The sequence below is a fragment of the Ruania albidiflava DSM 18029 genome (assembly GCF_000421225.1).
In the GTDB taxonomy this organism is placed as follows: Bacteria; Actinomycetota; Actinomycetes; order Actinomycetales; family Beutenbergiaceae; genus Ruania; species Ruania albidiflava.
On the sequence record NZ_ATWL01000021.1, the window covers coordinates 22,245 to 43,416 of the forward strand.

The following is a 21,172-nucleotide window of genomic DNA, read 5'->3' on the forward strand; positions in this document are numbered from 1 at the left end:
AATGACCCGACACACACTCTCTGTGCTGGTGGAGAACAAGCCCGGTGTGCTCACCCGTGTCTCTGCGCTGTTCGCCCGCCGCGCGTTCAACATCCATTCCCTGGCGGTGGGGCCCACGGAGTACCCGGAGATCTCCCGGATCACCGTGGTGGTGGACGTGGAGTCCAACCCGCTGGAACAGGTCACCAAGCAGCTGAACAAGCTGGTGAACGTGATCAAGATCGTCGAGCTGGCCCCGACCTCCTCAGTGCAGCGTGAGCTGCTCCTGGTGAAGGTCAAGGCGGACGACGACGCCCGCACTGCTGTGCTCCAGGTGGTCGAGCTGTTCCGGGCGCACGTGGTTGACGTGACCCCGGAGGCTGTGACCATCGAGGCCACCGGTGGTGAGGACAAGCTCCGTGCGCTGCTTGCCTCGCTGGAGCCGTACGGGATCCGTGAGATCGTGCAGTCCGGTGCCGTGGCCATCGGCCGAGGCCCGAAGTCCATGACCGACCGGGCGCTGGAGCGCATCCACCGTTCTGCCTGACCGCACTGCCGGGCTGTGGTGAGACCGCCGCCCGGATGATCGACCCCGCCCGTCGCGACGGCATCGGGTGGGTCCCCTGAAGAAGTAGTCAGAATTGAAGGAGAAACACTGTGGCTGAGCTGTTCTACGACGACGACGCCGACCTGTCCCTGATCGCCGCGAAGAAGGTCGCCGTCATCGGCTACGGCAGCCAGGGCCACGCGCACGCGCTGAACCTGCGCGACTCGGGTGTGGACGTCCGCATCGGTCTGCGTGAGGGCTCCTCCTCGCGGGAGAAGGCGGAGAACGAGGGGCTGCGCGTGCTCGGCGTGGCGGACGCGGTCAAGGAGGCCGACGTCGTGGTGATCCTCGCTCCGGACCAGGCCCAGCGGGGGCTGTACGCCGAGGAGGTTGCACCGAACCTGGACGACGGTGACACGCTGGTGTTCGCGCACGGGTTCAACATCCGGTTCGGCTACATCAAGCCGAAGGAGACCGTGGACGTGATCATGGTCGCCCCGAAGGGCCCGGGCCACCTGGTCCGCCGGGAGTTCGTGGACGGGCGCGGTGTGCCGGTGATCGTGGCGGTGGAGCAGGACGCCTCCGGCAACGCCTGGCCGCTCGCGCTGTCCTACGCCCGGGGCATCGGTGGTCTGCGTGCTGGTGGGATCAAGACCACCTTCACCGAGGAGACCGAGACCGACCTGTTCGGTGAGCAGTCGGTGCTCTGCGGCGGGACCTCCCAGCTGGTGCAGTACGGCTTCGAGGTGCTCACCGAGGCCGGCTACCAGCCGGAGGTCGCCTACTTCGAGGTGCTGCACGAGCTGAAGCTGATCGTGGACCTGATGATCGAGGGCGGTATCGCCAAGCAGCGCTGGTCCATCTCGGACACCGCCGAGTACGGCGACTACGTCTCCGGCCCGCGGGTGATCGACCCGAACGTGAAGGAGAACATGAAGGCAGTGCTCGCCGACATCCAGTCCGGGGCGTTCGCCGAGCGGTTCATCGCCGACCAGGACGCCGGTGCACCGGAGTTCAAGGAGCTGCGTGCCAAGGGTGAGCAGCACCCGATCGAGGCGACCGGCAAGGAGCTGCGCAAGATGTTCGCGTGGGTGAAGCCCGCCGACGCCGACTACACCGAGGGAAGCGCCGGACGCTGACGCAGGTACCCGCGACGGAGGAGCGGTTGCCGGAGGCAGCGGGAGGGGTTTCCCGAGCAGCTGAGTACTGGGGAAGCGCCGGACGCTGACGCAGGTACCCGCGACCACACCCCGCACGGAGCCAGGTTCCGGCGTCCGAGGTAGGCGAGAGCTGCCTGAGACGCCGGAACTTGGCTCCGTCGCTGTTTGCGGCGATGATCAGCGCATGTCTGAGGAGCCAGCGTCTGCGCTGCATGCCCGGGTGCGCAGCACGGTCGACGCGCACGTGGCCAAGCTGGTGCTCGCCGTCAAGGTGCTGCGCATCCCGGCAGCGCTGGTGGGTCTGCCGGCGATCCCGGCGCTGCTAGCCGCGACCATCCTGGCAGCCACGGCGCAGGGCTGGTGGCGCATCGGGCTGCTGGCCGCCTGCCTGGTCGGATGGCTCACGGTCGCGCTCTGGTGGATTCGGCTGAAGCGTTACCACGATGCGATCCGTGACCCGGACCTGCTCGCCGACCAGCTGGTGGCGGTGTTCGAGATGTTCGACTCCGGCAGCGAGGTGTTCACCCGGATGCTCGCAGTGTTCGAGGGCGGTGGGCTGCGGGTGGTCTACCGGTTGCGGACGTTGTGGCGCCTGGTGCGCATCCCGGACTATGTGACCACCCAGATCGAGGATCTGCACGCCGCCCGCTGGTTCATCCCGCCGATGCCGGCCACCACCGCGCTGCGGTTCACGATCCTGCTCTGGGCCACTGTGGCTAGCTGGGTGGCACTCTTGGTGCTGGCGGGCCTACGGATCGGAGGAGTGGTGTGAGCGAGGAGATCGACGTCTTCTGGCAGGTGGCGCGGGTCAAGGGCCGGGTGGCGGACCTGGAACCGGTGATGGGACAGCTGCGCAGCGGCACCCTGCCGCCGCCGGCGTTCGCGTTCTCCACCGACTCCGGTGAGGCGGACCGGATGGCCGAGAGGGTGCTGGATGGTTCGTGCACCGAGCTGAGCACCCCACGAGGGGAGTTCGCAGACGAGGAGGATCTGCCCAAGGTCGGTGACCTGGCGATCGTTCTCGACGGCGGCGCTCACCCTCGGGCGTTGATCCGCACCGTAGTGGTGGAGCAGGTGGAGCGGGAGGGCGGGCTGGTGGTCACCGAGACCTTCCAGGTGCTGTACCCGCGGCGGGCCCAGCGGGTGCGGGAGCCGGTACTGGCGCGCTGAACCGCGCTCCCGCCCGCACGGTCAGGCAACAGCGGGCACAGGTGCCCGGACCTTCGTGACGCCCCGGACCGGGTGCCCACGATGTGACACAGACTGTCCGACCCTTGATACGCAGGGTTAGCATGCGAAACATGGCACGCAGCATCAGGCTCGCCGTGATCGGCGGCGACGGAATCGGCCCAGAAGTCACTGCCGAAGGGCTCAAGGTCCTCGACGCCGCACTGGCCGGCACCGGCACCACCATCGAGCGCACCGACTTCGACCTGGGCGCCGGCCGCTGGCATGCCACCGGTGAGACCCTCACCGAGGAGGACCTGGCGGCGATCAGCACCCACGATGCCATCCTGCTCGGTGCGGTGGGCGACCCCAGCGTGCCCTCCGGTGTGCTCGAGCGTGGCCTGCTGCTCAGGCTGCGCTTCGCCCTGGAACACTACGTGAACCTGCGCCCCTCGCGGCTCTACCCGGGCGTGCCCTCGCCGCTGGCCGACCCGGGAGTGGTGGACTTCGTCGTCGTTCGGGAGGGCACCGAGGGGCCGTACGTGGGCAACGGGGGCGCGCTGCGCGTGGGTACCCCGCAGGAGATCGCCACCGAGGTCAGCGTGAACACCGCGTTCGGTGTGGAGCGGGTGGTCCGGGATGCGTTCGCCCGTGCCCAGGCCCGCCCGCGGAAGAAGCTCACCCTGGTGCACAAGCACAATGTGCTGGTGCATGCCGGACACCTGTGGCGGCGCACGGTGGACGCGGTCTCCGCCGAGTACCCGGAGATCGCGGTGGACTACCTGCACGTCGACGCGGCGACCATCTTCCTGGCCACCGACCCCACCCGGTTCGACGTGATCGTCACCGACAACCTGTTCGGCGACATCCTTACCGACCTGGCCGCAGCCATCACCGGCGGTATCGGGCTCGCCGCCTCCGGGAACGTGAACCCGGACCGCACCTTCCCGTCGATGTTCGAGCCTGTGCACGGCTCCGCCCCGGACATCGCTGGTCAGCAGAAGGCCGACCCGACCGCCGCCGTCCTGTCCGTCGCGCTGCTCCTGGACCACCTCGAGCTTCCCGAGCAGGCCCGCGCGATCGAGGACGCCGTCGCGGCAGACATCGCCGAACGGGACGGCAGCACGCGCAGCACCAGCCAGATCGGTGACGCCCTCGCGGCACGAGTACGCCGCTGAGCCTGCGCCTGCGAGCCCGAACGGTCGCCGGCCCAGCGCTCAGTCCCACCTGACCCGTGCACCCGCCCGGGGCCACCAGCTCTCGATCCAGGTGGAAGGGCCATGTCCAGTACCGCACCTGCGCTGTCCGGCACCGCCGGTGACGGCGCCCCCCACTATCACCGCCGACCGCACCCTGGTCCGTGCTCACCCGCCGAGCGCAACCGCGCACTGACGGCGCCTGTCTTCGGCACGGTATTCACCGATCACATGGCGCGCGCCAGGTGGCGGGCGGGCACCGGCTGGGACGAGCGGCGCGTCGAGGCGTATGCACCGTTGGCCCTGGACCCTGCCGCCGCAGTGCTGCACTACGGCCAGGAGATCTTCGAGGGGCTGAAGGCCTACGCCCGCGAGGACGGGTCGGTGTGGGCGTTCCGGCCGGAGCTGAACGCGGCCCGGTTCGCGGCCTCTGCGCGTCGGCTGGCGCTGCCGGAGCTGCCCGAGGCGGACTTCCTCGCCTCGATCCAGGCACTGGTGGCCGCCGATGCCGCCTGGGTGCCCGGTGCACCCGGTACCAGCCTGTACCTGCGCCCGTTCATGTTTGCTGCCGAGGCGTTCCTCGGCGTGCGCTCCGCCCGGGTGGTGGACTACCTGGTGATCGCCTCCCCGGCGGGGGCGTACTTTCCTTCCGGGTTCGAACCGGTGTCCATCTGGGTAGCTGACGGACAGCACAGGGCCGGCCCGGGTGGCACCGGCGGCGCCAAGTGCGGTGGCAACTATGCGGCGAGCCTGCTGCCGCAGCAGCAGGCTGCCGCGAACGGTTGCGCCCAGGTCTGCTTCCTGGACGCCGCCACGAACACGCTGCTGGAGGAGATCGGCAGCATGAACCTGCTCGTGGTCACCTGCGACGGCACCGTGCACACCCCCGGGCTGTCCGGCACCATCCTGGACGGGGTCACCCGGCGCTCGGTGCTCGACCTGTGCCGCGAGCAGGGACGCCCGGTGACCGAACGACCCCTGCCGCTCGCGGAGGTGCTGGACGGGCTGCGTAGCGGGCAGGTCGCCGAGATCTTCGCCTGCGGTACCGCAGCGGTGATCACGCCGATCGGACGGCTCGCCGGCTCCGGGTTCGACCTGACCGTCGGCGCGGGCCGACCGGGACCGGTCGCCCAGGTGCTGCACGAGGAGCTCACCGGCATCCAGCGCGGCACCCGGCCAGACACTCGTGGTTGGATGTATCGGCTCGTCTGAGGAGGCGGCCCCCGGCCCGGAGCACAGCCACCGACAGCCAGCGCACCGACGGTCGGGAGAGGTACCGTCAGATGAGACCGGCACAGCAAGAGGACACCGACATGAGCAGCGACCTATCCAGCCCAGCGACGCAGACGTTCGAGATCCGTCCCTCCGCGCACCCGCGGTCCCTGGCGCAACGGCGTCAGGCGTTGACCGATCTCGCGTTCGGCACTGTGTTCACCGACCACATGGCGCGCGCGACCTGGACCGCCGAGCGCGGGTGGAGCGACCGGCGGGTGGAGGCCTACGGCCCGCTGTCCCTGGACCCAGCTGCGGCGGTGCTGCACTACGCGCAGGAGATCTTTGAAGGCTTGAAGGCCTACCGGCACGAGGACGGGTCGGTGTGGGCGTTCCGGCCGGAGCTGAACGCGGCCCGGTTCGCGGCCTCTGCGCGTCGGCTGGCGCTGCCGGAGCTGCCCGAGGCCGACTTCCTCGCCTCGATCGATGCGCTCGCCCACACCGACGTGGAGTGGGTGCCCAGCAGCCCCGGGTCGACGTTGTACCTGCGCCCGTTCATGTTCGCCTCCGAGGCGTTCCTCGGGGTGCGCCCCTCGCGGCAGGTGGAGTACCTGCTCATCGCCTCCCCGTCCGGGCCGTACTTCACCTCCGGGTTCTCGCCGGTCTCCATCTGGGTGGCCGAGGGCTTCCACCGGGCCGGCCCCGGCGGTACCGGCGCAGCCAAGTGCGGTGGCAACTATGCAGCGAGCCTGCTGCCGCAGCAGCAGGCCGCCGACAACGGTTGCGCGCAGGTCTGCTTCCTCGATGCTGCCACCGAGACGTACATCGAAGAGCTCGGGGGGATGAACATGTTCGTCATCACCCGGGACGGTGCAGTGCACACCCCGGAGCTCTCCGGAACGATCCTGGAAGGGGTGACCCGTCGTTCCATCCTGCAGCTGGTCGCAGACGATGGACGGGAGGTGCACGAGCGGCCGATCACCCTGGCCGAGGTGAAGGAGGGCGTGGCCGATGGCACCATCACCGAGGTGTTCGCCTGCGGCACTGCTGCGGTGGTCACCCCGATCGGCACCCTGAAGGGCACCGACTTCGACCTGACCGTCGGTGATGGCTCCGCTGGTCCGGTCACCGAGGACCTGTACACCCACCTCACCGACCTGCAGTTCGGCCGCCGGGCCGACGACTACGGTTGGATGCGCCGCTTGGTCTGAGCGGGAGCACCGGGCGGTCAGCGCGCCGCGGGTCGTCAGTGCTCGGCGTCGGCATAGCTGGACACGATCGCGGTGTGCACCGGGAACTCCACCTCAGTGGCCCCGAACAGCAACCGCGCAGCCTCGGTCAGGCTGGCGGAGACGTCGCCTGCCACCTGCTCGGCCAGCTCCTCCGGGCTGTGCACGATCACCTCGTCGTGCAGGAAGTACACCAGGTGCGGGCGCTGCTGCAGGTCGGCGAGCAGCGCCAGCCGACGGCGAAGCTCGGCCAACCAGCACAACGCCAGCTCGGCAGCCGTGCCCTGCACCACGAAGTTGCGGGTGAACCGGCCCCAGTTACGGGCGCTCTGCCGCGCCCGGGCCTGCACAGCCGCCGAGGCACCGGGCTGGCTGGCCGCCGCCTGCGACTCGCGCCAGGAGTCCGGCGGCGGGGTGGAGGTGCGGCCTAGCCAGGTGTGCACCACACCGCCGCCCTCACCGGTGCGTGCAGCCCGCTCCACCACCGCGGTCGCCCGTGGGTAGGTGCGCAGCAACCGCGGCATCAGCAGCCCAGCAGCACCGGTGGTCGCCCCGTACAGCGCCCCGAGCATCGCCACCTTGGCCTCCTTGCGGGTACCGGCGACCCCAGCCGCCACCAGCCCTTGGTACAGGTCCGAACCGCGGCCGGCCGCGGCCAGGCCACGATCACCGGACATCGCCGCCAGTGCCCGAGGCTCGATCTGCGCGGCGTCGGCCACCACCAACCGCCAGCCGGGGTCTGCCTGCACCGCAGCGCGGATCTGCTTGGGCAGCTGGAGGGCACCGCCGCCACTGGTCGCCCACCGGCCGGTGATCACCCCGCCCGGCACGTACTCGGGGTGGAACCTGTCCTTGCGCCCGGGTTCAGCTGCCGGCACGATCCAGGCATCCATCCACGCCCAGCCGTTCGCTGCCAGCAGCCGCGCCATCCGCTTGTACTCCAGCAGCGGCTCGACCACGGGGTGATCGACCTCCCGCAGCGCCCATCTCGACGTCGTGGTCACGTCCAGTCCGGCGCGGCGCAGCGCCCGCAGCAGCTCCACCGGTGAGTCGGGGTTCAGTGCCGGTGCCTGGAGCAGCCCACGGATCACCTCGACCAGGGCAGCCAAGCGCTGCGGTCGCGCCCCCGGTGCGGGTCGCTGGCCGAGCTCAGCGGTGAGGATCTGGTCATGGACCCGCCGGTCCCACGGCAAGCCGTCGTGATAGATCTCCGCTGCGATCAGCGCCCCCGCGGACTCTGCGGCGAGCAGCAGCCGCAACCGGCCCGGAGATGGCGCAGAGGCGAGAACCTCCTGCTGGCGGACCAGCTCGGCGAGCACCTGCTCGCCAGATCCGCCCACTGCTGCATCCTCGTCCACGAGCCCATCGAGCAGCGTCGGCTCGGGCTGCTGGCCGATCGCCACGGTCGGCCAGTGCGGCTCCGGCCACGTCCGGTCGGGGAAAGCGTGCTGGAGGATCGCCCGGCACAGCCGGAGATCCACGCACCGGCCGACCCGCACCCCGGCGGCGAGCAGCGGTGGCGCCACCTGGTTGGTGTCCGTCCACACCCATCGCGGAGCATCCGCTGCCTCTCGCTGGGCCACCAGCCGCGCCAGCCCTGCCAGTGCGACCTGCGACCGGGAGCGCACGCGCCGATCGTCGGTGAGGTCGAGCACCTCCACCCGACCGCCCTGCACAGCCACCACTGTCTCCACGCTCTGAACCTAGAGGGTGAGGTGGGGCTGATGGCGGACGTCGCGCGAGCGGATCAGCAGGTTCGGCGTCATCAGAAGGGTGGGGGCCCCAGTGAGGTTGGGCGTATCCAGGAGCGCCGGCCGGGTCTGCCCCGGCTCGCGCTGCTCGGTGGGCCTGCTGTCCGTACCTGGCTCTGGTGGGGCGTGCTGGCCGCGTTCCGCTCGGGTGGACAGGGGTGCTCGGCCGGGATCGCCTGTGACCGCGCCCACCATGCTCGGCAGGTCCGTCGTCTCGCCGGCCCCACAGGTGTGCCACAATATCCTCATGACGCACACCAGCGCCCTGATTATCGGCTAGCGCGTTCACCGACCTCGGTGAACGCGCAGACCTCCCGCACCTCGGGGGGTCTTTTTGTTGCCACGGCCACCTGCTGCGGCGACCGGATGGCCGAGAACGACGCCGCATCGGCGAACCCGCCCGTGCCCGTCACCACCGCTGAACGCAGGAAGTCATCACATGAGTACCGCACCCCTGTCCCAGACCACCAGCGTGGAGGTCTACGACACCACGCTGCGCGACGGCGCCCAGCAGGAGGGGATGAACCTCTCCGTGGCAGACAAGCTGGCCATCGCCCCGCTCCTGGACGAGCTCGGCGTCACCTCGATCGAGGGCGGTTGGCCCGGTGCGATCCCGAAGGACACCGAGTTCTTCGCCAAGGCTGCGAAGGAGCTCACGCTGCACAACGCCGAGCTCGCGGCGTTCGGTTCCACCCGCAAACCGGGCACGAGGGCTCACCAGGACACGCAGGTGCGCGCCCTGGTGGACTCCGAGGCACCGATCATCACCCTGGTGGCCAAGAGCGACATCCGGCACGTGGAGCGTGCGTTGCGCACCACGGCGGAGGAGAACCTGGCGATGATCGCCGACACTGTCTCCTACCTGCGCGACCAGGGGCGGCGCGTGGTCCTCGACGCTGAGCACTTCTTCGACGGCTATCGTTATGACCCCACCTACGCCCTCCGGGCGGTGACCACTGCGCTCGAGGCGGGTGCCGACGTCGTCGCCCTCTGCGACACCAACGGTGGGATGCTGCCGGACTGGGTGCACGAGATCGTGACCGCCGTGGCGGCCCGCACCGACGGCACGCTCGGCATCCACGCCCACAACGACTCCGGCTGTGCTGTGGCGAACTCGATGGCTGCGGTGGCCGCCGGTGCGCGGCAGGTGCAGGGCTGCGTGAACGGCTACGGCGAGCGCACCGGGAACGCCGACCTGCTCGCTGTGGTCGCCAACCTCGAGCTCAAGCTCGGCCTGCGCACCCTCTCCGGCGCCGGGCTGGAGGAGGTCACCCGGATCGCCCACGCGGTCAGCGAGATCACCAACATCGCCCCGTTCGCCCGCCAGCCCTACATCGGCGCCAGCGCGTTCGCGCACAAGGCGGGGTTGCACGCCAGCGCCATCCGGATCGACCCGGACCTGTACCAGCACATCGACCCGCGCCAGGTCGGCAACGACATGCGGATGCTCGTCTCCGACATGGCCGGCCGCGCGAGCATCGAGCTCAAGGGTCGCGAGCTGGGCTTCGACCTCGCCGGCCAGCCGGACCTGCTCGGGCGGATCACCACCCGGGTGAAGGACGCCGAGGCGAACGGATACACCTTCGACGCCGCCGACGCCTCGTTCGACCTGCTGCTGCGTGAGGAGGTCACCGGCAGGCGGCCGAGCTACTTCCGGGTGGAGTCCTGGCGGGCGATCGTGGAGCACGGCGGTACACCGAACGGCACCGATGCCGATGTCAGCTCCGAGGCCACGGTCAAGCTGTACGCCGGCGACACCCGCGTGGTGAGCACCGGGGAGGGCAACGGCCCGGTGAACGCCTTGGACCATGCGCTGCGGCTCGCGCTGGGCACCGCCTACCCGCAGATCGAGGACTTCGAGCTGATCGACTACAAGGTGCGCCTGCTGGACAGCGCGCACGGCACCGACGCGATCACCCGCGTGCTGATCGAGCACACCGACGGGCAACGGTCCTGGAGCACCGTGGGGGTGGGCGGCAACCTGCTCGAGGCCTCCTGGGAGGCGCTCGTGGACGGGATGGTCTACGGGCTGCTGCTCGGCGAGGTCGAGCCGCTCTAGCGGGCCCGACCGATCACCGACGGCGCAGCGCACCGTGCGTAGGTCCGTCTCGACGGCGGGGCTCACCGTGCCCGGGGCCGGCTCGGCCGCCGAGGGTGCACGCTACGGGTGCGCGTGCTAGACCAGGAGGTCGGGGAGCACAACGACACACAGCGTAGGAGAGCAGCGGGAGCGCGCACTGCCGAAGAGAGGTCATCATGACCCGAACCCGCACCATCAGCACCGCCCTGGCCCTGGTCGCCACGATCAGCCTGGCGGCGTGTGGCGGGGGAGAGGACCCGACCACCAGCCCGACCGGCACCGGAGCAGCGCCCACCGAGGGCACCGGGGGTGACGAGGGCACCAGCAGCAGCCCGACCGAGGGGTCCGGGACCGGCTCCGGCGAGGCGACCACCGGGCAGTCGAGTGCCACCCGCGACGGCTGCCCGGCCACCGATGACCAGGTCCCCCACGGCGCCGCCACCGGCCAGAGCGCCGACCTGGACGGCGACGGACAACCCGACGAGCTGTGGCTCAGCGCAGGCACCGACCGCGAGGTCGGTGTGCGCACTGCTTCCGGGGCCGTGTTCTCGGTCGGGTTCTCGGCGGGCGCCCCGCAGGCGGCCACAGCGCTCGGTCAGCGACTCGGAGACGGCTCGGCGATCGTGCTGCTGAACACCGGGCGGTCCGTGTCGCTGTACGCGGTGGTTGGCTGTGCGCTGGTGCCGACGATGAATCCGGCGGGCGACCAGTACACGTTCGACCTGGGGTTCACCGGCTACGGCACCGGTGTGAGCTGCGTGGACCTGGGTGACGGGCTGCAGCTCGTGGGCCTGCTCGCCGAGACCGAGAGCGCAGACAGCTTCGACGTCACCCGCACGGCGATCACGCTGAGCGACGACGGCACGAGCGCCGCCAACGGGGACACCGTGACCGTGGCCTCCGACGCCGGAGCGGACGACCCGGCCGTGGTCTCCGCCCAGGAGGTCAGCTGCGGCGACGCGACCGCACAGGTTACCGAACCGCAGTGAGAGCCGACGGCCCGACCGCCAGCAGCCAGTGACTAGGCTGAGGTGGTGAGCAGAGGCGAGTACAAGGTCACGGGCGGCAAGCTGGTCGCCGCCGAGGTCGAGGTCACCGACGGCCGGTTGAGCCAGGTGCACATCAGCGGCGACTTCTTCCTCGAGCCGGACGAGGCGCTGGAGCGGCTGGATGCAGCCCTGGTGGACATGCCGGCCACGGCGACGGTGAAGCAGATGACCCAGGTGCTGACCACTGCGGTGGAGGGCGCCAGCCTGATCGGGTTCACCCCGGCTGCGGTGGCGATCGCGGTCCGCCGGGCGCTGGGCCGGGCGACCAGCTGGTCGGACCACACCTTCGAGGTCGTGCACCCGGAGCCGCTGCTGCCGATCGTCAACCTGGCCCTGGACCAGGTGCTGCTCGAGGAGGTCGGTGCCGGGCGGCGCGGCCCCACGCTGCGGCTGTGGGAATGGAACGACGCGTGCGTGGTGATCGGCTCGTTCCAGTCGCTGAGCAACGAGGTCGACTACGACCAGGCTGCCGAGCTCGGGGTACAGGTGGTGCGCCGCATCTCCGGCGGTGGGGCGATGTTCATGGAGCCCGGCAACTCCATCACCTACTCGCTCTACGTGCCCGGTTCCCTGGTGGAGGGGCTGAGCTTCGAGCAGTCGTACGCGTTCCTGGACGACTGGGTGCTCGGTGCCCTGGAGGAGCTGGGCATCGAGGCCCGGTACGTGCCGCTGAACGACATCTCCTCACCGGTCGGGAAGATCGGCGGCGCAGCGCAGAAGCGCCTTGCTGGGGGTGCGGTGCTGCACCACGCGACCATGGCCTACGACATCGACGCGGACAAGATGATGCAGGTGCTGCGCATCGGCCGGGAGAAGATCTCCGACAAGGGCACCACCAGCGCGAACAAGCGGGTGGACCCGATGCGCAGCCAGACCGGGATGTCCCGGGCGGCGATCATCTCCTCGATGAAGGACCACTTCCGGTCCCGGTACGCCACCACCGAGGGCGAGCTGCGCCCGGAGGAGCTGGCACGGGCCGAAGAGCTGGCACGGACCAAGTTCTCCGACCCGGCGTGGCTGGCCCGGGTGCCCTGACCGCCCGCCGCCTGTAGCGCCATCGGAGGTCCCGGAGGCGCCGGAGGTCAGCGCCGACAGCCTCAGACCGCCGCGCTGACCTCCGATGCGCGCATCCGGCGGGCCCGGCTCACGCCTCCGGCGCGCCGTTCTCCGACTGCTCGGCCTCCTGCTTGGCGATCTCGGCACGGACCTCGTCCATGTCCAGGCCCTTGACGCCGTCGATGAGCTGCTGCAGCGAAGAGCCGGGCAGCGCACCGGCCTGGTTGAACACCAGGATGCCGTCGCGGAACGCCATCAGCGTGGGGATCGCCTGGATGCCGGCCATCGCAGCGAGCTGCTGCTCGGCTTCGGTGTCCACCTTGCCGAACGTGATGTCGGTGTGCTCCCCGGAGGCCTTCTCGTAGATGGGCGCGAACTGCTTGCACGGACCGCACCAGTCCGCCCAGAAGTCGATGAGCACGATCTCGTTGTCGGTGATGGTCTGCTGGAAGCTGTCCGCAGTGATGGTGACAGTGGACACGATGGTTCTCCTCCTAGTTGGGGCTGCATGCGACAACGTCGCACCTGTCGAGGTATTCCAACCGGTGAGCGGGGTCACCGCTGCGGCCTGCCGACGCGTCGCCAACCGGTGTCTCACCATGTGGTCACCAGGAGGGGGTGCCGGTACCGATCGCTCCTGCCCTCCTAGCGTCAGGTCTCACCGGATCGGGGAGAGCGGGTCCGGTGTCCTGCGGGCGGCACGGCCCGCACCCTGGAGAGGAGTACGGGTATGTCGTTGCGCCCTACGCGCAGAACAGCACTGGTGGGAGCGGCCCTGGCCGCCGGGACGATGCTCGCCGCCTGCTCGGGACCCGCCGCCTCGGAGGAGACCGGCAGCGACAGCCCGGTCCAGGGCGGCACCTTGGAGGTCGGCTTCAGCGAGGACATCGAGAACTACGACCCGCACCAACGTCCGCAGCTGACCGCCCGCACCATCTCCCGGCAGATCGCCGACACGCTCACCGACCAGGACCCGGAGACCGGTGAGATCCTGCCGTGGTTGGCCGAGTCCTGGGAGGTGAACGAGGACTCCACCGCGTTCACCTTCCACCTGCGCGATGACGTCACCTTCTCCGACGGCACGGCGCTGGACGCAGCAGCGGTCGCGGCGAACTTCGACCGGATCGTGGACCTGGGGCCGCTGGCCTACATCGGCGCCGGCCTGCTGCGCAACTACGACGGTTCCGAGGTGGTCGACGAGCGCACGGTCACGGTCCGCTTCACCGAGCCGAACGCCCAGTTCCTGCAGGCCACTGCCGTGCAGTCGCTGTCGATCCTGGCACCAGCCACCCTGGAGCTCGACCCGGAGCAGGTCGCTGCAGGTGACGTGATCGGCTCCGGCCCGTTCGTGCTCACCTCCTACGACCCGAACGAGGGCATCACGCTCACCGCACGGGAGGACTACGCATGGGGATCGCCGCTGTACGAGAACGACGGCCGAGCCCATGTGGACGAGATCCACGTGTCCTTCATCCCGGAGGCGACCACGCTCGCCGGTGCAGTCGCCTCCGGGCAGGTCGACTACGGGTACGTGCTCGCGGCGTCGACGGTGCCGACCCTGGAGGCCGGTGGCGCCCAGGTGGTCACCACGCAGATGCCGGCGATCGCGATCCCGGTGGTGCCGCTGCTGCACCAGGAGATCGTCCAGGACGCGAACGTGCGCCGGGCGCTGAGCCTGGCCACCGACCGGCAGGCCATCGTGGACACCGTGTTCGAGGGCCGCGCGAGGCCGGCCACCGGCGTGCTGTCTACCACGAACCCCGGCTACGTGGACCTGTCCGAGGAGCTGGCCTACAACCTGGACGGCGCGATCGCGCTGCTGGAGTCCTCCGGCTGGGACGAGGTCGGCACGGACGGGATCCGGACCAACGCCGACGGTGACCGGCTCAGCCTGGAGATCCGGTACGTGCCCGGCGGCGGCGACACCGAGCTGATGCTCCAGCTGCTGCAGCAGCAGTGGGCGCAGGCCGGTATCGAGTTCGTGCTCACCCCGGTCACCGACGCGGAGTCCTCGGAGTACACCATCCACGACTCGCCGGCCGATGTGACCACCTGGAGCCAGACCCGAGCCGACCCGGACGTGCTGCGCACCGTGTACTCCTCCTTCTACGAGAACCAGTCCTTCCTGTTCGGCCACGCGGACGCCGACGTGGACGGCCTGCTGGACGAGCTGCAGCGCACCATCGACCCCCAGGAGCGGCTGGACATCTCCGAGCAGGTGCAGCACCTGCTGCTGGAGCGCGGCTACACCGTGCCGATCTACGACCGGGTGCAGTTCGCCGGTGCCGCCGCCGGGCTCTCTGGTGTGCACACCGACCTGGAGGGCAAGCCGCTGTTCGTCGACGCCTGGCTCGGCTGAGGCGAGACCATGCTGCGCTACGTCCTGAGGCGCCTGGTGCAGGCGTTGATCGTCCTGTGGGGTGCGGTCACCGTGTCCTTCGCGGTGCTGCAGCTCACCCCGGGCGACCCGGTGCGGATCATGCTCGGCGGGGCCGGGGACGCGGCGGCGGCCGCGTCCCCGGAGCAGGTCGCCGCACTGCGCGCGGAGCTCGGGCTGGACCTGCCGTTGTGGCAGCAGTACCTGGACTTCCTCGGCCGGGTGCTGACCGGTGACCTCGGCACCGCCTACTCCACCGGCCAGCCGGTGACGGCGGAGATCGCCCAGGCGTTGCCGGTCACCGTGGAGCTCGGTGTGGCCGCGATCGCCACCTCGGTGGTCGCCGCCCTGGTCTTCGCGCTGCTCGGGGTGCTGCTGCCGGGGGCCGGTCTGCGGTCGTTGTTCCAGTCGGTCACTGTGCTCGGCGTCGCGATGCCTTCGTTCTGGGTGGCGATCGTGGCGTTGCAGCTCTTCTCCTTCCGGCTCGGTTGGTTCCCGGCGTTCGGGTCCGACGGTGTGGTGGCCGTGGTCCTACCAGCGCTCGCGATGGCGGTGCTCACCGCCGGCACCCTCGCCCAGGTGCTCACCCGAGGACTGAAGGACGCCCTGACCGAGCCGTACGCGGACACCGCGCGGGCCAAGGGGCTGTCCGAGGTCCGCGTGGTGCTCGGCCACGCGCTGCGGAACGCCTCCCTGCCGGTGTTCACCATGGTCGGGATGATGGTCGGTGGCGTGCTCGGCGGGGCAGCGATCGTGGAGACCATCTTCGGCCGGCAAGGGGTGGGCCAGCTGTTCGTGGAGGCGGTGCGGGCGCACGACTTCCCGCTCATCCAGGCGCTGATCATCCTCACCGGTGGGGTGTTCGTGCTGGTGACCTTGGCGGTCGACCTGCTCTACCCGCTGATCGACCCGCGTGTGGTGGCCCCGTACCGGTCCGGGCGGACCGGTGGCGTGGACCTCACCGCCCGGACGGAGGTGGCGTGATGACCGGCACCGATATCGACCTGGTGCGCCTGCCAGCGCTGGAACCAGGTGCTGCGGACCCGCCGGCGGCAGCAGCGGAGTCGACCGGGCGGGGCCGGTTCTCCCGGCTGCGGGGGTGGCTGAGTGCTCCGGGGGCGCTGGTCTCGGCAGTGTTTCTGCTGCTGGTGCTCTGCTGGGCCGCCGTCCCCGGCCTGCTCGCCCCCTTCGACCCGGTCAGCGACCTGGACAGTGCTGCGGCGATGGCCGGGCCGAGCTCCCAGCACTGGTTCGGCACCGACCCGCTCGGCCGGGACGTGTACAGCAGGGTGGTGCACGGATCCCGACTGTCCATGCTTGCCGCTGGGCTCGCCGTGACGATCAGCGTGACTGCGGGCGCTGTGCTGGGTGTGCTGGCCGGGTACGTGGGCCGGTGGCTGGACTCGCTGCTGATGCGTACCGTCGACGTGCTGGTGGCGATCCCCGGGCTGCTGCTGTCCATGGTGGTGGTCTCGATGCTGGGCTTCGGTGTGGTGAACGTGGCCGTGGCCGTCGGTGTCGCCGGGATCCCCGGGTTCGCCCGGATCATGCGCGCCGAGACGCTGCGTATCCTGTCCCGCCCCTACCTGGACGCGGCCCGTACCTCCGGCCTGGGGCACGTGGCGATCATGGTCCGGCACGTGCTGCCGAACGCCTCGGGGGCGTTGGCCGTGCTCGCCGCGCTCGAGCTGGGCGGGGCGATCCTGGCCGTCTCAGCGCTCAGCTTTCTCGGCTTCGGGGCGGTACCACCCACCCCGGAGTGGGGCGCCCTGGTCAACGACGGCCGCGGCTACATCGCCAGCGCCTGGTGGCTCACCGCACTGCCCGGTGCGGTGATCGCGGCGACAGTGATCGCTATCAACAGGCTCTCCCGGGAGATCGGGGTGGTGCAGCGATGACCGCACTGCTGCAGGTGGAGGACCTGCACGTGACCTACCGCGGCAGCACAGGTGCCGTGCCCGCCGTGCGCGGGGTGGACCTGCGCCTCGAACGCGGCCGCACCCTGGCGCTGGTGGGGGAGTCGGGTTCCGGGAAGACCTCGATCGGGCGGGCGGTGCTCGGCCTGCACCCGCGCGGGGTGCGCCAGCGGGGCAGCATCACCCTGGACGGCACCGAGCTGCTCGGGCTGCCGGCGCCGGCGTGGCGCAAGATCCGCGGCCGACGGCTCGCGCTCATCCCACAGGACCCGCTGGCCGGGCTGAACCCGGTGCACCCGATCGGCCGGCAGGTCGCCGAGGTGCTGGTCCGCCACCGGCTGGCCAAGGGCGCCGAGGCACGGGAACAAGCGGTGCAGGCACTGGCGGAGGCCGGTCTGGAGGACGCCGAGCGCCGCTACGGTGCCTTCCCGCACGAGCTCTCCGGCGGGCAGCGACAGCGAGTGCTGATCGCCATCGCGATCGTCGCTCGGCCCGAGCTGATCATCGCCGACGAACCGACCTCTGCGCTGGACGTCACCGTGCAGAAGCAGATCCTGGACCGCCTGGCACTGCTCACTGCGGAGCTGGGTACCTCGATGCTGCTCATCACCCATGACCTCGCGCTCGCCGCCGACCGGGCTGATGAGGTCGCCGTGCTCGCAGACGGCGCCCTGGTCGAGCTGCTCTCCGGCTCCGACCTGCTGCACTCCGCCCGCACCCCCGCCGCCCAGCACCTGGCCGCGGCCGCACCCACTCTGGACTCACCTGCGCTGATCCCCCCGCCGGCGAACCCGGCACCGGTCGAGACCGTGCCGCTGGTGGCGGCCCACGACGTGCAGGTGGTGTTCCCCGGCCGTGGTGTCCGCGAGGACGTCAGGGCACTGGATGGTGTGTCGCTGGCGGTGCGCCCCCGGGAGAGCGTGGGGATCGTCGGTGAGTCCGGGTCGGGCAAGTCCACCTTGGCCCGGGTGCTGCTCGGTCTGCAGGCACCCACCGCAGGCCGGGCCGAGGTGCTCGGCGTGGACCAGGGCCGGCGTCTCGGTCGGGCCGAGCGGCGTGCGGCCCGGCGGGCGGTACAACCGGTGTTCCAGGACCCCTACTCCTCCTTCGACCCGCGCCGCACCATCGGCGCGAGCATCGCCGAACCGCTCGGTGCGCTCACCCGGATCGGCCGCCGCGGGCAGGCCCGCCGGGTGGCCGAGCTGATGGACCAGGTCCGGCTGCCCGCCACGGCCGCGGGCCGTCGCCCCCGGGAGCTCTCCGGCGGCCAGCTGCAGCGGGCCGCGATCGCCCGCGCCCTGGCTGTCTCCCCGCAGCTCGTCGTCGCCGACGAGGCAGTCTCCGCTCTGGACGTGTCCGTGCAGGCCCAGGTGCTGCAGCTGCTGGCCCGGTTGCACCAGGAGCAGGACCTGGCCCTGGTGTTCATCTCCCACGACCTGGCGGTGGTGCGGCAGGTGAGCACCCGGGTGCTGGTGATGCGTGCCGGACGGGTGGTGGAGCAGGGGCCCACCGCCGAGGTGCTCACCTCCCCGACCACTGAGTACACCCGGGCGCTGATCGAGGCCGTCCCGGGCCGCACCCCGACAGGAGAGCGACGATGACCACCACGACGACCGCCGTCGAGCATGCGCGAGAAGCCTGGCAGACCTGGCGGGCCGAGCGGCACGCCGAGCTGATCCGCCCGCACGGGTGGCTCAGCCTGACCGCGCTGCACTGGCTCGGCCCGGACCCCACCGCACTGCCCGGGCTGCCCGGGCTCTGGTGGCAGGACGGGACAAGGATCTGGGTGGCGCCCGGAGGGGATGGGCACGACCTCACGGTCGACGGTACGGCCGTGGCGGAACCGGTCACGGTCCTGGACGCCGACGGTCCGCGCACCGTGCGCACCGGTGACCTGCTTCTCGAACCCCTGCACCGCGGCGAGGTCTGGGGCCTGCGGGTGCGCGACCCGCAGGCACGCACCCGCACCGCCTTCACCGGCGTCCCCACCTTCGACTACGACCCGGCCTGGGTGGTCCGCGGCCGGTTCGAACCGTTCCGCTCCGGTCCGCACCGCACCGCGGTCGGGTCGGTGGCCGACGGGGTGGAGCACGTCGCCGAGCTCGCCGGTCAGGTCTCCTTCGAGGTCGCCGGCCGGGTACACACCCTGACCGTTGGCACCGGGCCGCGGCCGCTGCTGGCATTCCGAGATGGCACCTCCGGGCAGGAGAGCTATGCCGCGCTGCGGTTCGCCCCGGTGACCGTCAACGGCGCCGAGGCGAGGATCGACTTCAACCGGGCGGTCAACCCGCCGTGCGCGTTCACCGACTTCGGCACCTGCCCGCTGCCGCCACCCGGGAACACGCTGGCCGTGCCGGTCCGGGCCGGAGAACGGGACCCGGCCCGGACCGTCGACGACTGACCGCGTTCCTCAGGGCTGCGGCCGCGCCCCGAACACCCCGGTGCCCACCCGCACCATCGTCGCCCCCGCGCCGATCGCGACCTCCAGGTCCCCGGACATGCCCATGGACAGCTCCGTGGCGTCCTCGGTGCCGGGTGACCCGCTGGTGACCACGGCGTCCCGGATGCCGGCGAGCGACTCGTAGCCGGCGCGCACCCTCCTCTCGTCGGGGGTGTTCGCACCGATGGTCATGAACCCGCGCAGGCGCAGGTGCGCCAGGACGGCGACCTGCTTGGCGAGACCCACGGCATCCTCCGGCGCGACCCCGGCCTTGCTCTCCTCCCCGGAGACGTTCACCTGCACCAGCACGTCCAGGTCCCGGCCCCGGGCCTCGGCGGCACGGTCCAGCCGCTGCGCGAGCCGCTCCGATGCCACGCTCTGCACGCAGTGCGCCCAGGCCATCACCTGGTTCACCTTGTTCGACTGCAGGTGCCCGATGAAGTGGCACTCGTGCTCGATGTCGGTCAGCTCCGGTTCGACCGCGCGCAGCTCCTGTGCCCGGTTGTGCCCGATCAGGCGCTCGCCGGTGGCCAGTGCGGCCCGGATCCGCGCGGCGTCCACCGTCTTCACCGCCAGCAGCAGCTGCACCCGGTCGCTGCGTCCGGCCTCCTGGGTCGCCCTCGCGATCCGTTCCCGTACCTGGGCGACGGCGTCGCTCACCGTGGTCACTGCTGCTCTCCCTTGATCGTGATGCCGAGCTGGTCCGCCAACGACGGTAGCGCGCTGACCGCGTCCTCCCAGCCGAACGCGGACCCGCGGAGCGAGTCCACCCCGACGATGCCCGCCAGCCGGCACCCGATGAAGGTCACCCCCTGCGCGCGCAGCCCGGCGAACCGTGCGCCGCTCAGGTCGCAACCGGTGAACTGCACCCGACTCAGCTCGGCACCGGTGAAGTCAGCGTCCCGGAGCGAGGTGCGGGCCAGGGTCACATCCGTCCACCGCGCCGAGTGTGCGCAGAGCGAGTCCGCCACGGCGTCCTCGAGCCGTACCTCCCGCCACCGGCAGCGCAGCCAGGAGGATCCGGTCAGGCGGGCACCGTCCAGCGTGGTGCGGATCAGGCCCACGTCCCGGGTGATCAACCCGGCCAGGTCTGCTCCGGTGAGGTCGCAGTCGGTGAACGTGCACCGCTCCCAGGTGCCCTCGGTGGCCCGCAGCCGGCGCAGGTCGCCCTGGTCCAGGTCCAGCTCGTCGACCTCCGCACCGATCCACACCGCACCCTCGAAGGAGGCACCGGTCAGGGTGGCGCCGCACAGCTCGTCCGGTGCCACGGGTCAGACGAACGGCTGGTCGGGGTAGGCCACCGGCTCCTTGTCGTGCCCGGCGGTGAGCTGGGCCCGCCGGTCCAGCACGTCCGGGCGGAGCGCCAGCATGTCCTTGAGCACCCGCTTGCGGGTGCGCTTGCTGATCAGGTCGATGTACAGCCGGCCGTCCAGGTGGTCGGTCTCGTGCTGGAAGCAGCGAGCCAGGTAGCCGCGGGCCTCGTGCTCGATCGCGTTGCCGTCGATGTCCGCGCCGGTCAGTCGCACGTGCAACGGGCGGAACAGGTCGGCGCCCGGTCCGGGCACGGACAGGCAGCCCTCCTCGACCTCCTCGGTCTCCTCGCCGAGCACCTCGACCACCGGGTTGCACACGTGCCCCACGTACCGCACGCCGTCCTCGGTGGTGAGGTCGTAGACGAACAGCCTCAGGTCCACGTCCACCTGGTTGGCCGCCAGCCCCACCCCCTCGGCGATCAGCATGGTGGCGAACATGTCGTCCACCAGGGTGCGCAGCGCGTCGGTGCCGAACTCGGTGACCGGACGGCAGGGGCGGTGCAGCACATCCTCACCGACCTCGGTGACCCGGAGCACCCGGCCGCGTGCAGCCTGAGGGGTGATGGTCGGGAACTCGGTGACCTCGGCGCCCTGGACGATCGTGGTTGCAGCCATGGCGCCCATTCTCGCGCATCGGCAGGTCTGCTCCGGCCACGGCAGCGCGACCTCAGCTCGCTCGCACAGCCCCGGTGCACACCGC

At 70.9% G+C, this 21,172-nt stretch carries 20 protein-coding genes; 15 read left to right on the top strand and 5 right to left on the bottom strand.

Going from position 1 to position 21,172, the window contains the following annotated elements:
- Window position 1 precedes the first annotated feature (1 nt).
- The 7 genes from ilvN (at window position 2) to K338_RS0117080 (ending at window position 6,472) form a co-directional block, all read left to right on the top strand.
- Entirely contained in the window at window positions 2–526 is a 525-nt protein-coding gene (gene ilvN, locus K338_RS0117050) for an acetolactate synthase small subunit (protein WP_022919371.1), read from the top strand.
- A gap of 110 nt (window positions 527–636) precedes the next feature.
- Window positions 637–1,665, top strand: coding sequence for a ketol-acid reductoisomerase (ilvC, locus tag K338_RS0117055; RefSeq protein WP_022919372.1), 1,029 nt, complete (start codon window positions 637–639; stop codon window positions 1,663–1,665).
- 205 nt (window positions 1,666–1,870) lie between these two features.
- Window positions 1,871–2,458, top strand: coding sequence for a hypothetical protein (locus K338_RS0117060; protein ID WP_022919373.1), 588 nt, complete (start codon window positions 1,871–1,873; stop codon window positions 2,456–2,458).
- Window positions 2,455–2,856, top strand: a complete 402-nt coding sequence (locus tag K338_RS23570; protein WP_022919374.1) for an ASCH domain-containing protein — start codon at window positions 2,455–2,457, stop codon at window positions 2,854–2,856. Before K338_RS0117060 ends, K338_RS23570 begins: the two co-directional genes overlap by 4 nt.
- Before the next feature lie 131 nt (window positions 2,857–2,987).
- A complete protein-coding gene (locus tag K338_RS0117070; protein ID WP_022919375.1) occupies window positions 2,988–4,031 on the top strand; it encodes a 3-isopropylmalate dehydrogenase in 1,044 nt (347 codons plus the stop codon).
- 102 nt (window positions 4,032–4,133) lie between these two features.
- Window positions 4,134–5,261 carry a branched-chain amino acid aminotransferase gene (locus tag K338_RS0117075; RefSeq protein WP_022919376.1) on the top strand — a complete coding sequence of 376 codons (1,128 nt, stop codon included), beginning with the start codon at window positions 4,134–4,136 and terminating at the stop codon, window positions 5,259–5,261.
- 101 nt (window positions 5,262–5,362) lie between these two features.
- The gene (locus tag K338_RS0117080; RefSeq protein WP_022919377.1) at window positions 5,363–6,472 is read left to right on the top strand and encodes a branched-chain amino acid aminotransferase; all 1,110 of its coding nucleotides are present in this window, start codon (window positions 5,363–5,365) and stop codon (window positions 6,470–6,472) included.
- A gap of 35 nt (window positions 6,473–6,507) precedes the next feature.
- On the opposite strand, the gene K338_RS23575 is transcribed toward K338_RS0117080, so the two are convergent.
- Entirely contained in the window at window positions 6,508–8,184 is a 1,677-nt protein-coding gene (locus tag K338_RS23575; protein ID WP_040654284.1) for a bifunctional 3'-5' exonuclease/DNA polymerase, read from the bottom strand.
- Window positions 8,185–8,680: 496 nt separating this feature from the next.
- On the opposite strand from K338_RS23575, the gene cimA reads away from it, so the two are divergent.
- From cimA to lplAB, 3 genes are all read left to right on the top strand, one after another.
- Window positions 8,681–10,300 carry a citramalate synthase gene (gene cimA, locus K338_RS0117095; protein WP_022919380.1) on the top strand — a complete coding sequence of 540 codons (1,620 nt, stop codon included), beginning with the start codon at window positions 8,681–8,683 and terminating at the stop codon, window positions 10,298–10,300.
- A gap of 197 nt (window positions 10,301–10,497) precedes the next feature.
- The gene (locus tag K338_RS0117100) at window positions 10,498–11,310 is read left to right on the top strand and encodes a hypothetical protein (RefSeq protein WP_022919381.1); all 813 of its coding nucleotides are present in this window, start codon (window positions 10,498–10,500) and stop codon (window positions 11,308–11,310) included.
- Window positions 11,311–11,355: 45 nt separating this feature from the next.
- Entirely contained in the window at window positions 11,356–12,405 is a 1,050-nt protein-coding gene (gene lplAB, locus K338_RS0117105) for a lipoate-protein ligase LplAB (RefSeq protein ID WP_040654299.1), read from the top strand.
- A 109-nt stretch (window positions 12,406–12,514) separates the two neighbouring features.
- Here lplAB and trxA read toward each other — a convergent pair whose 3' ends face one another.
- Window positions 12,515–12,907 (bottom strand): thioredoxin, encoded by a 393-nt coding sequence (gene trxA / locus K338_RS0117110; RefSeq protein ID WP_022919383.1) that lies wholly within the window; start codon window positions 12,905–12,907, stop codon window positions 12,515–12,517.
- Window positions 12,908–13,156: 249 nt separating this feature from the next.
- Here trxA and K338_RS0117115 point away from each other — a divergent pair, with 249 nt between their 5' ends.
- The 5 genes from K338_RS0117115 to K338_RS0117135 are packed head-to-tail and all read left to right on the top strand — an operon-like array spanning window position 13,157 to window position 19,120.
- The gene (locus K338_RS0117115; RefSeq protein WP_040654288.1) at window positions 13,157–14,785 is read left to right on the top strand and encodes an ABC transporter substrate-binding protein; all 1,629 of its coding nucleotides are present in this window, start codon (window positions 13,157–13,159) and stop codon (window positions 14,783–14,785) included.
- A 9-nt stretch (window positions 14,786–14,794) separates the two neighbouring features.
- Entirely contained in the window at window positions 14,795–15,787 is a 993-nt protein-coding gene (locus K338_RS23580; protein ID WP_022919385.1) for an ABC transporter permease, read from the top strand.
- A complete protein-coding gene (locus tag K338_RS23585) occupies window positions 15,787–16,701 on the top strand; it encodes an ABC transporter permease (protein ID WP_022919386.1) in 915 nt (304 codons plus the stop codon). Before K338_RS23580 ends, K338_RS23585 begins: the two co-directional genes overlap by 1 nt.
- Window positions 16,698–18,320: a dipeptide ABC transporter ATP-binding protein gene (locus tag K338_RS0117130; RefSeq protein ID WP_022919387.1), complete on the top strand. Its 1,623-nt coding sequence runs from the start codon at window positions 16,698–16,700 to the stop codon at window positions 18,318–18,320. The genes K338_RS23585 and K338_RS0117130 overlap by 4 nt, the downstream gene beginning before the upstream one ends.
- Window positions 18,317–19,120, top strand: coding sequence for a DUF1684 domain-containing protein (locus K338_RS0117135; protein ID WP_022919388.1), 804 nt, complete (start codon window positions 18,317–18,319; stop codon window positions 19,118–19,120). The genes K338_RS0117130 and K338_RS0117135 overlap by 4 nt, the downstream gene beginning before the upstream one ends.
- 9 nt (window positions 19,121–19,129) lie before the next feature.
- On the opposite strand, the gene K338_RS0117140 is transcribed toward K338_RS0117135, so the two are convergent.
- Genes K338_RS0117140 through def form a run of 3 tightly spaced genes read right to left on the bottom strand, consistent with a single transcriptional unit; the run spans window position 19,130 to window position 21,087 of the window.
- Complete coding sequence (locus K338_RS0117140) at window positions 19,130–19,828, bottom strand: YggS family pyridoxal phosphate-dependent enzyme (protein ID WP_022919389.1); 699 nt, start codon at window positions 19,826–19,828, stop codon at window positions 19,130–19,132.
- Window positions 19,825–20,427: a pentapeptide repeat-containing protein gene (locus K338_RS24770; protein WP_022919390.1), complete on the bottom strand. Its 603-nt coding sequence runs from the start codon at window positions 20,425–20,427 to the stop codon at window positions 19,825–19,827. The genes K338_RS0117140 and K338_RS24770 overlap by 4 nt, the downstream gene beginning before the upstream one ends.
- Window positions 20,428–20,430: 3 nt before the next feature.
- On the bottom strand, window positions 20,431–21,087 hold the full coding sequence (gene def / locus K338_RS23595; RefSeq protein ID WP_245542996.1) for a peptide deformylase: 657 nt from the start codon (window positions 21,085–21,087) through the stop codon (window positions 20,431–20,433).
- Window positions 21,088–21,172: the final 85 nt, after the last annotated feature.

Bases quoted from the DNA above. Each gene is read 5' to 3' on its own strand.
- ilvN (WP_022919371.1), top strand. From the start codon at position 2: ATGACCCGACACACACTCTCTGTGCTGGTGGAGAACAAGCCCGGTGTG.
- K338_RS0117060 (WP_022919373.1), top strand. From the start codon at position 1,871: ATGTCTGAGGAGCCAGCGTCTGCGCTGCATGCCCGGGTGCGCAGCACG.
- K338_RS0117070 (WP_022919375.1), top strand. From the start codon at position 2,988: ATGGCACGCAGCATCAGGCTCGCCGTGATCGGCGGCGACGGAATCGGC.
- K338_RS0117075 (WP_022919376.1), top strand. From the start codon at position 4,134: ATGTCCAGTACCGCACCTGCGCTGTCCGGCACCGCCGGTGACGGCGCC.
- K338_RS0117080 (WP_022919377.1), top strand. From the start codon at position 5,363: ATGAGCAGCGACCTATCCAGCCCAGCGACGCAGACGTTCGAGATCCGT.
- cimA (WP_022919380.1), top strand. From the start codon at position 8,681: ATGAGTACCGCACCCCTGTCCCAGACCACCAGCGTGGAGGTCTACGAC.
- K338_RS0117100 (WP_022919381.1), top strand. From the start codon at position 10,498: ATGACCCGAACCCGCACCATCAGCACCGCCCTGGCCCTGGTCGCCACG.
- K338_RS0117115 (WP_040654288.1), top strand. From the start codon at position 13,157: ATGTCGTTGCGCCCTACGCGCAGAACAGCACTGGTGGGAGCGGCCCTG.
- K338_RS23580 (WP_022919385.1), top strand. From the start codon at position 14,795: ATGCTGCGCTACGTCCTGAGGCGCCTGGTGCAGGCGTTGATCGTCCTG.
- K338_RS23585 (WP_022919386.1), top strand. From the start codon at position 15,787: ATGACCGGCACCGATATCGACCTGGTGCGCCTGCCAGCGCTGGAACCA.
- K338_RS0117130 (WP_022919387.1), top strand. From the start codon at position 16,698: ATGACCGCACTGCTGCAGGTGGAGGACCTGCACGTGACCTACCGCGGC.
- K338_RS0117135 (WP_022919388.1), top strand. From the start codon at position 18,317: ATGACCACCACGACGACCGCCGTCGAGCATGCGCGAGAAGCCTGGCAG.
- def (WP_245542996.1), bottom strand. From the start codon at position 21,087: ATGGCTGCAACCACGATCGTCCAGGGCGCCGAGGTCACCGAGTTCCCG.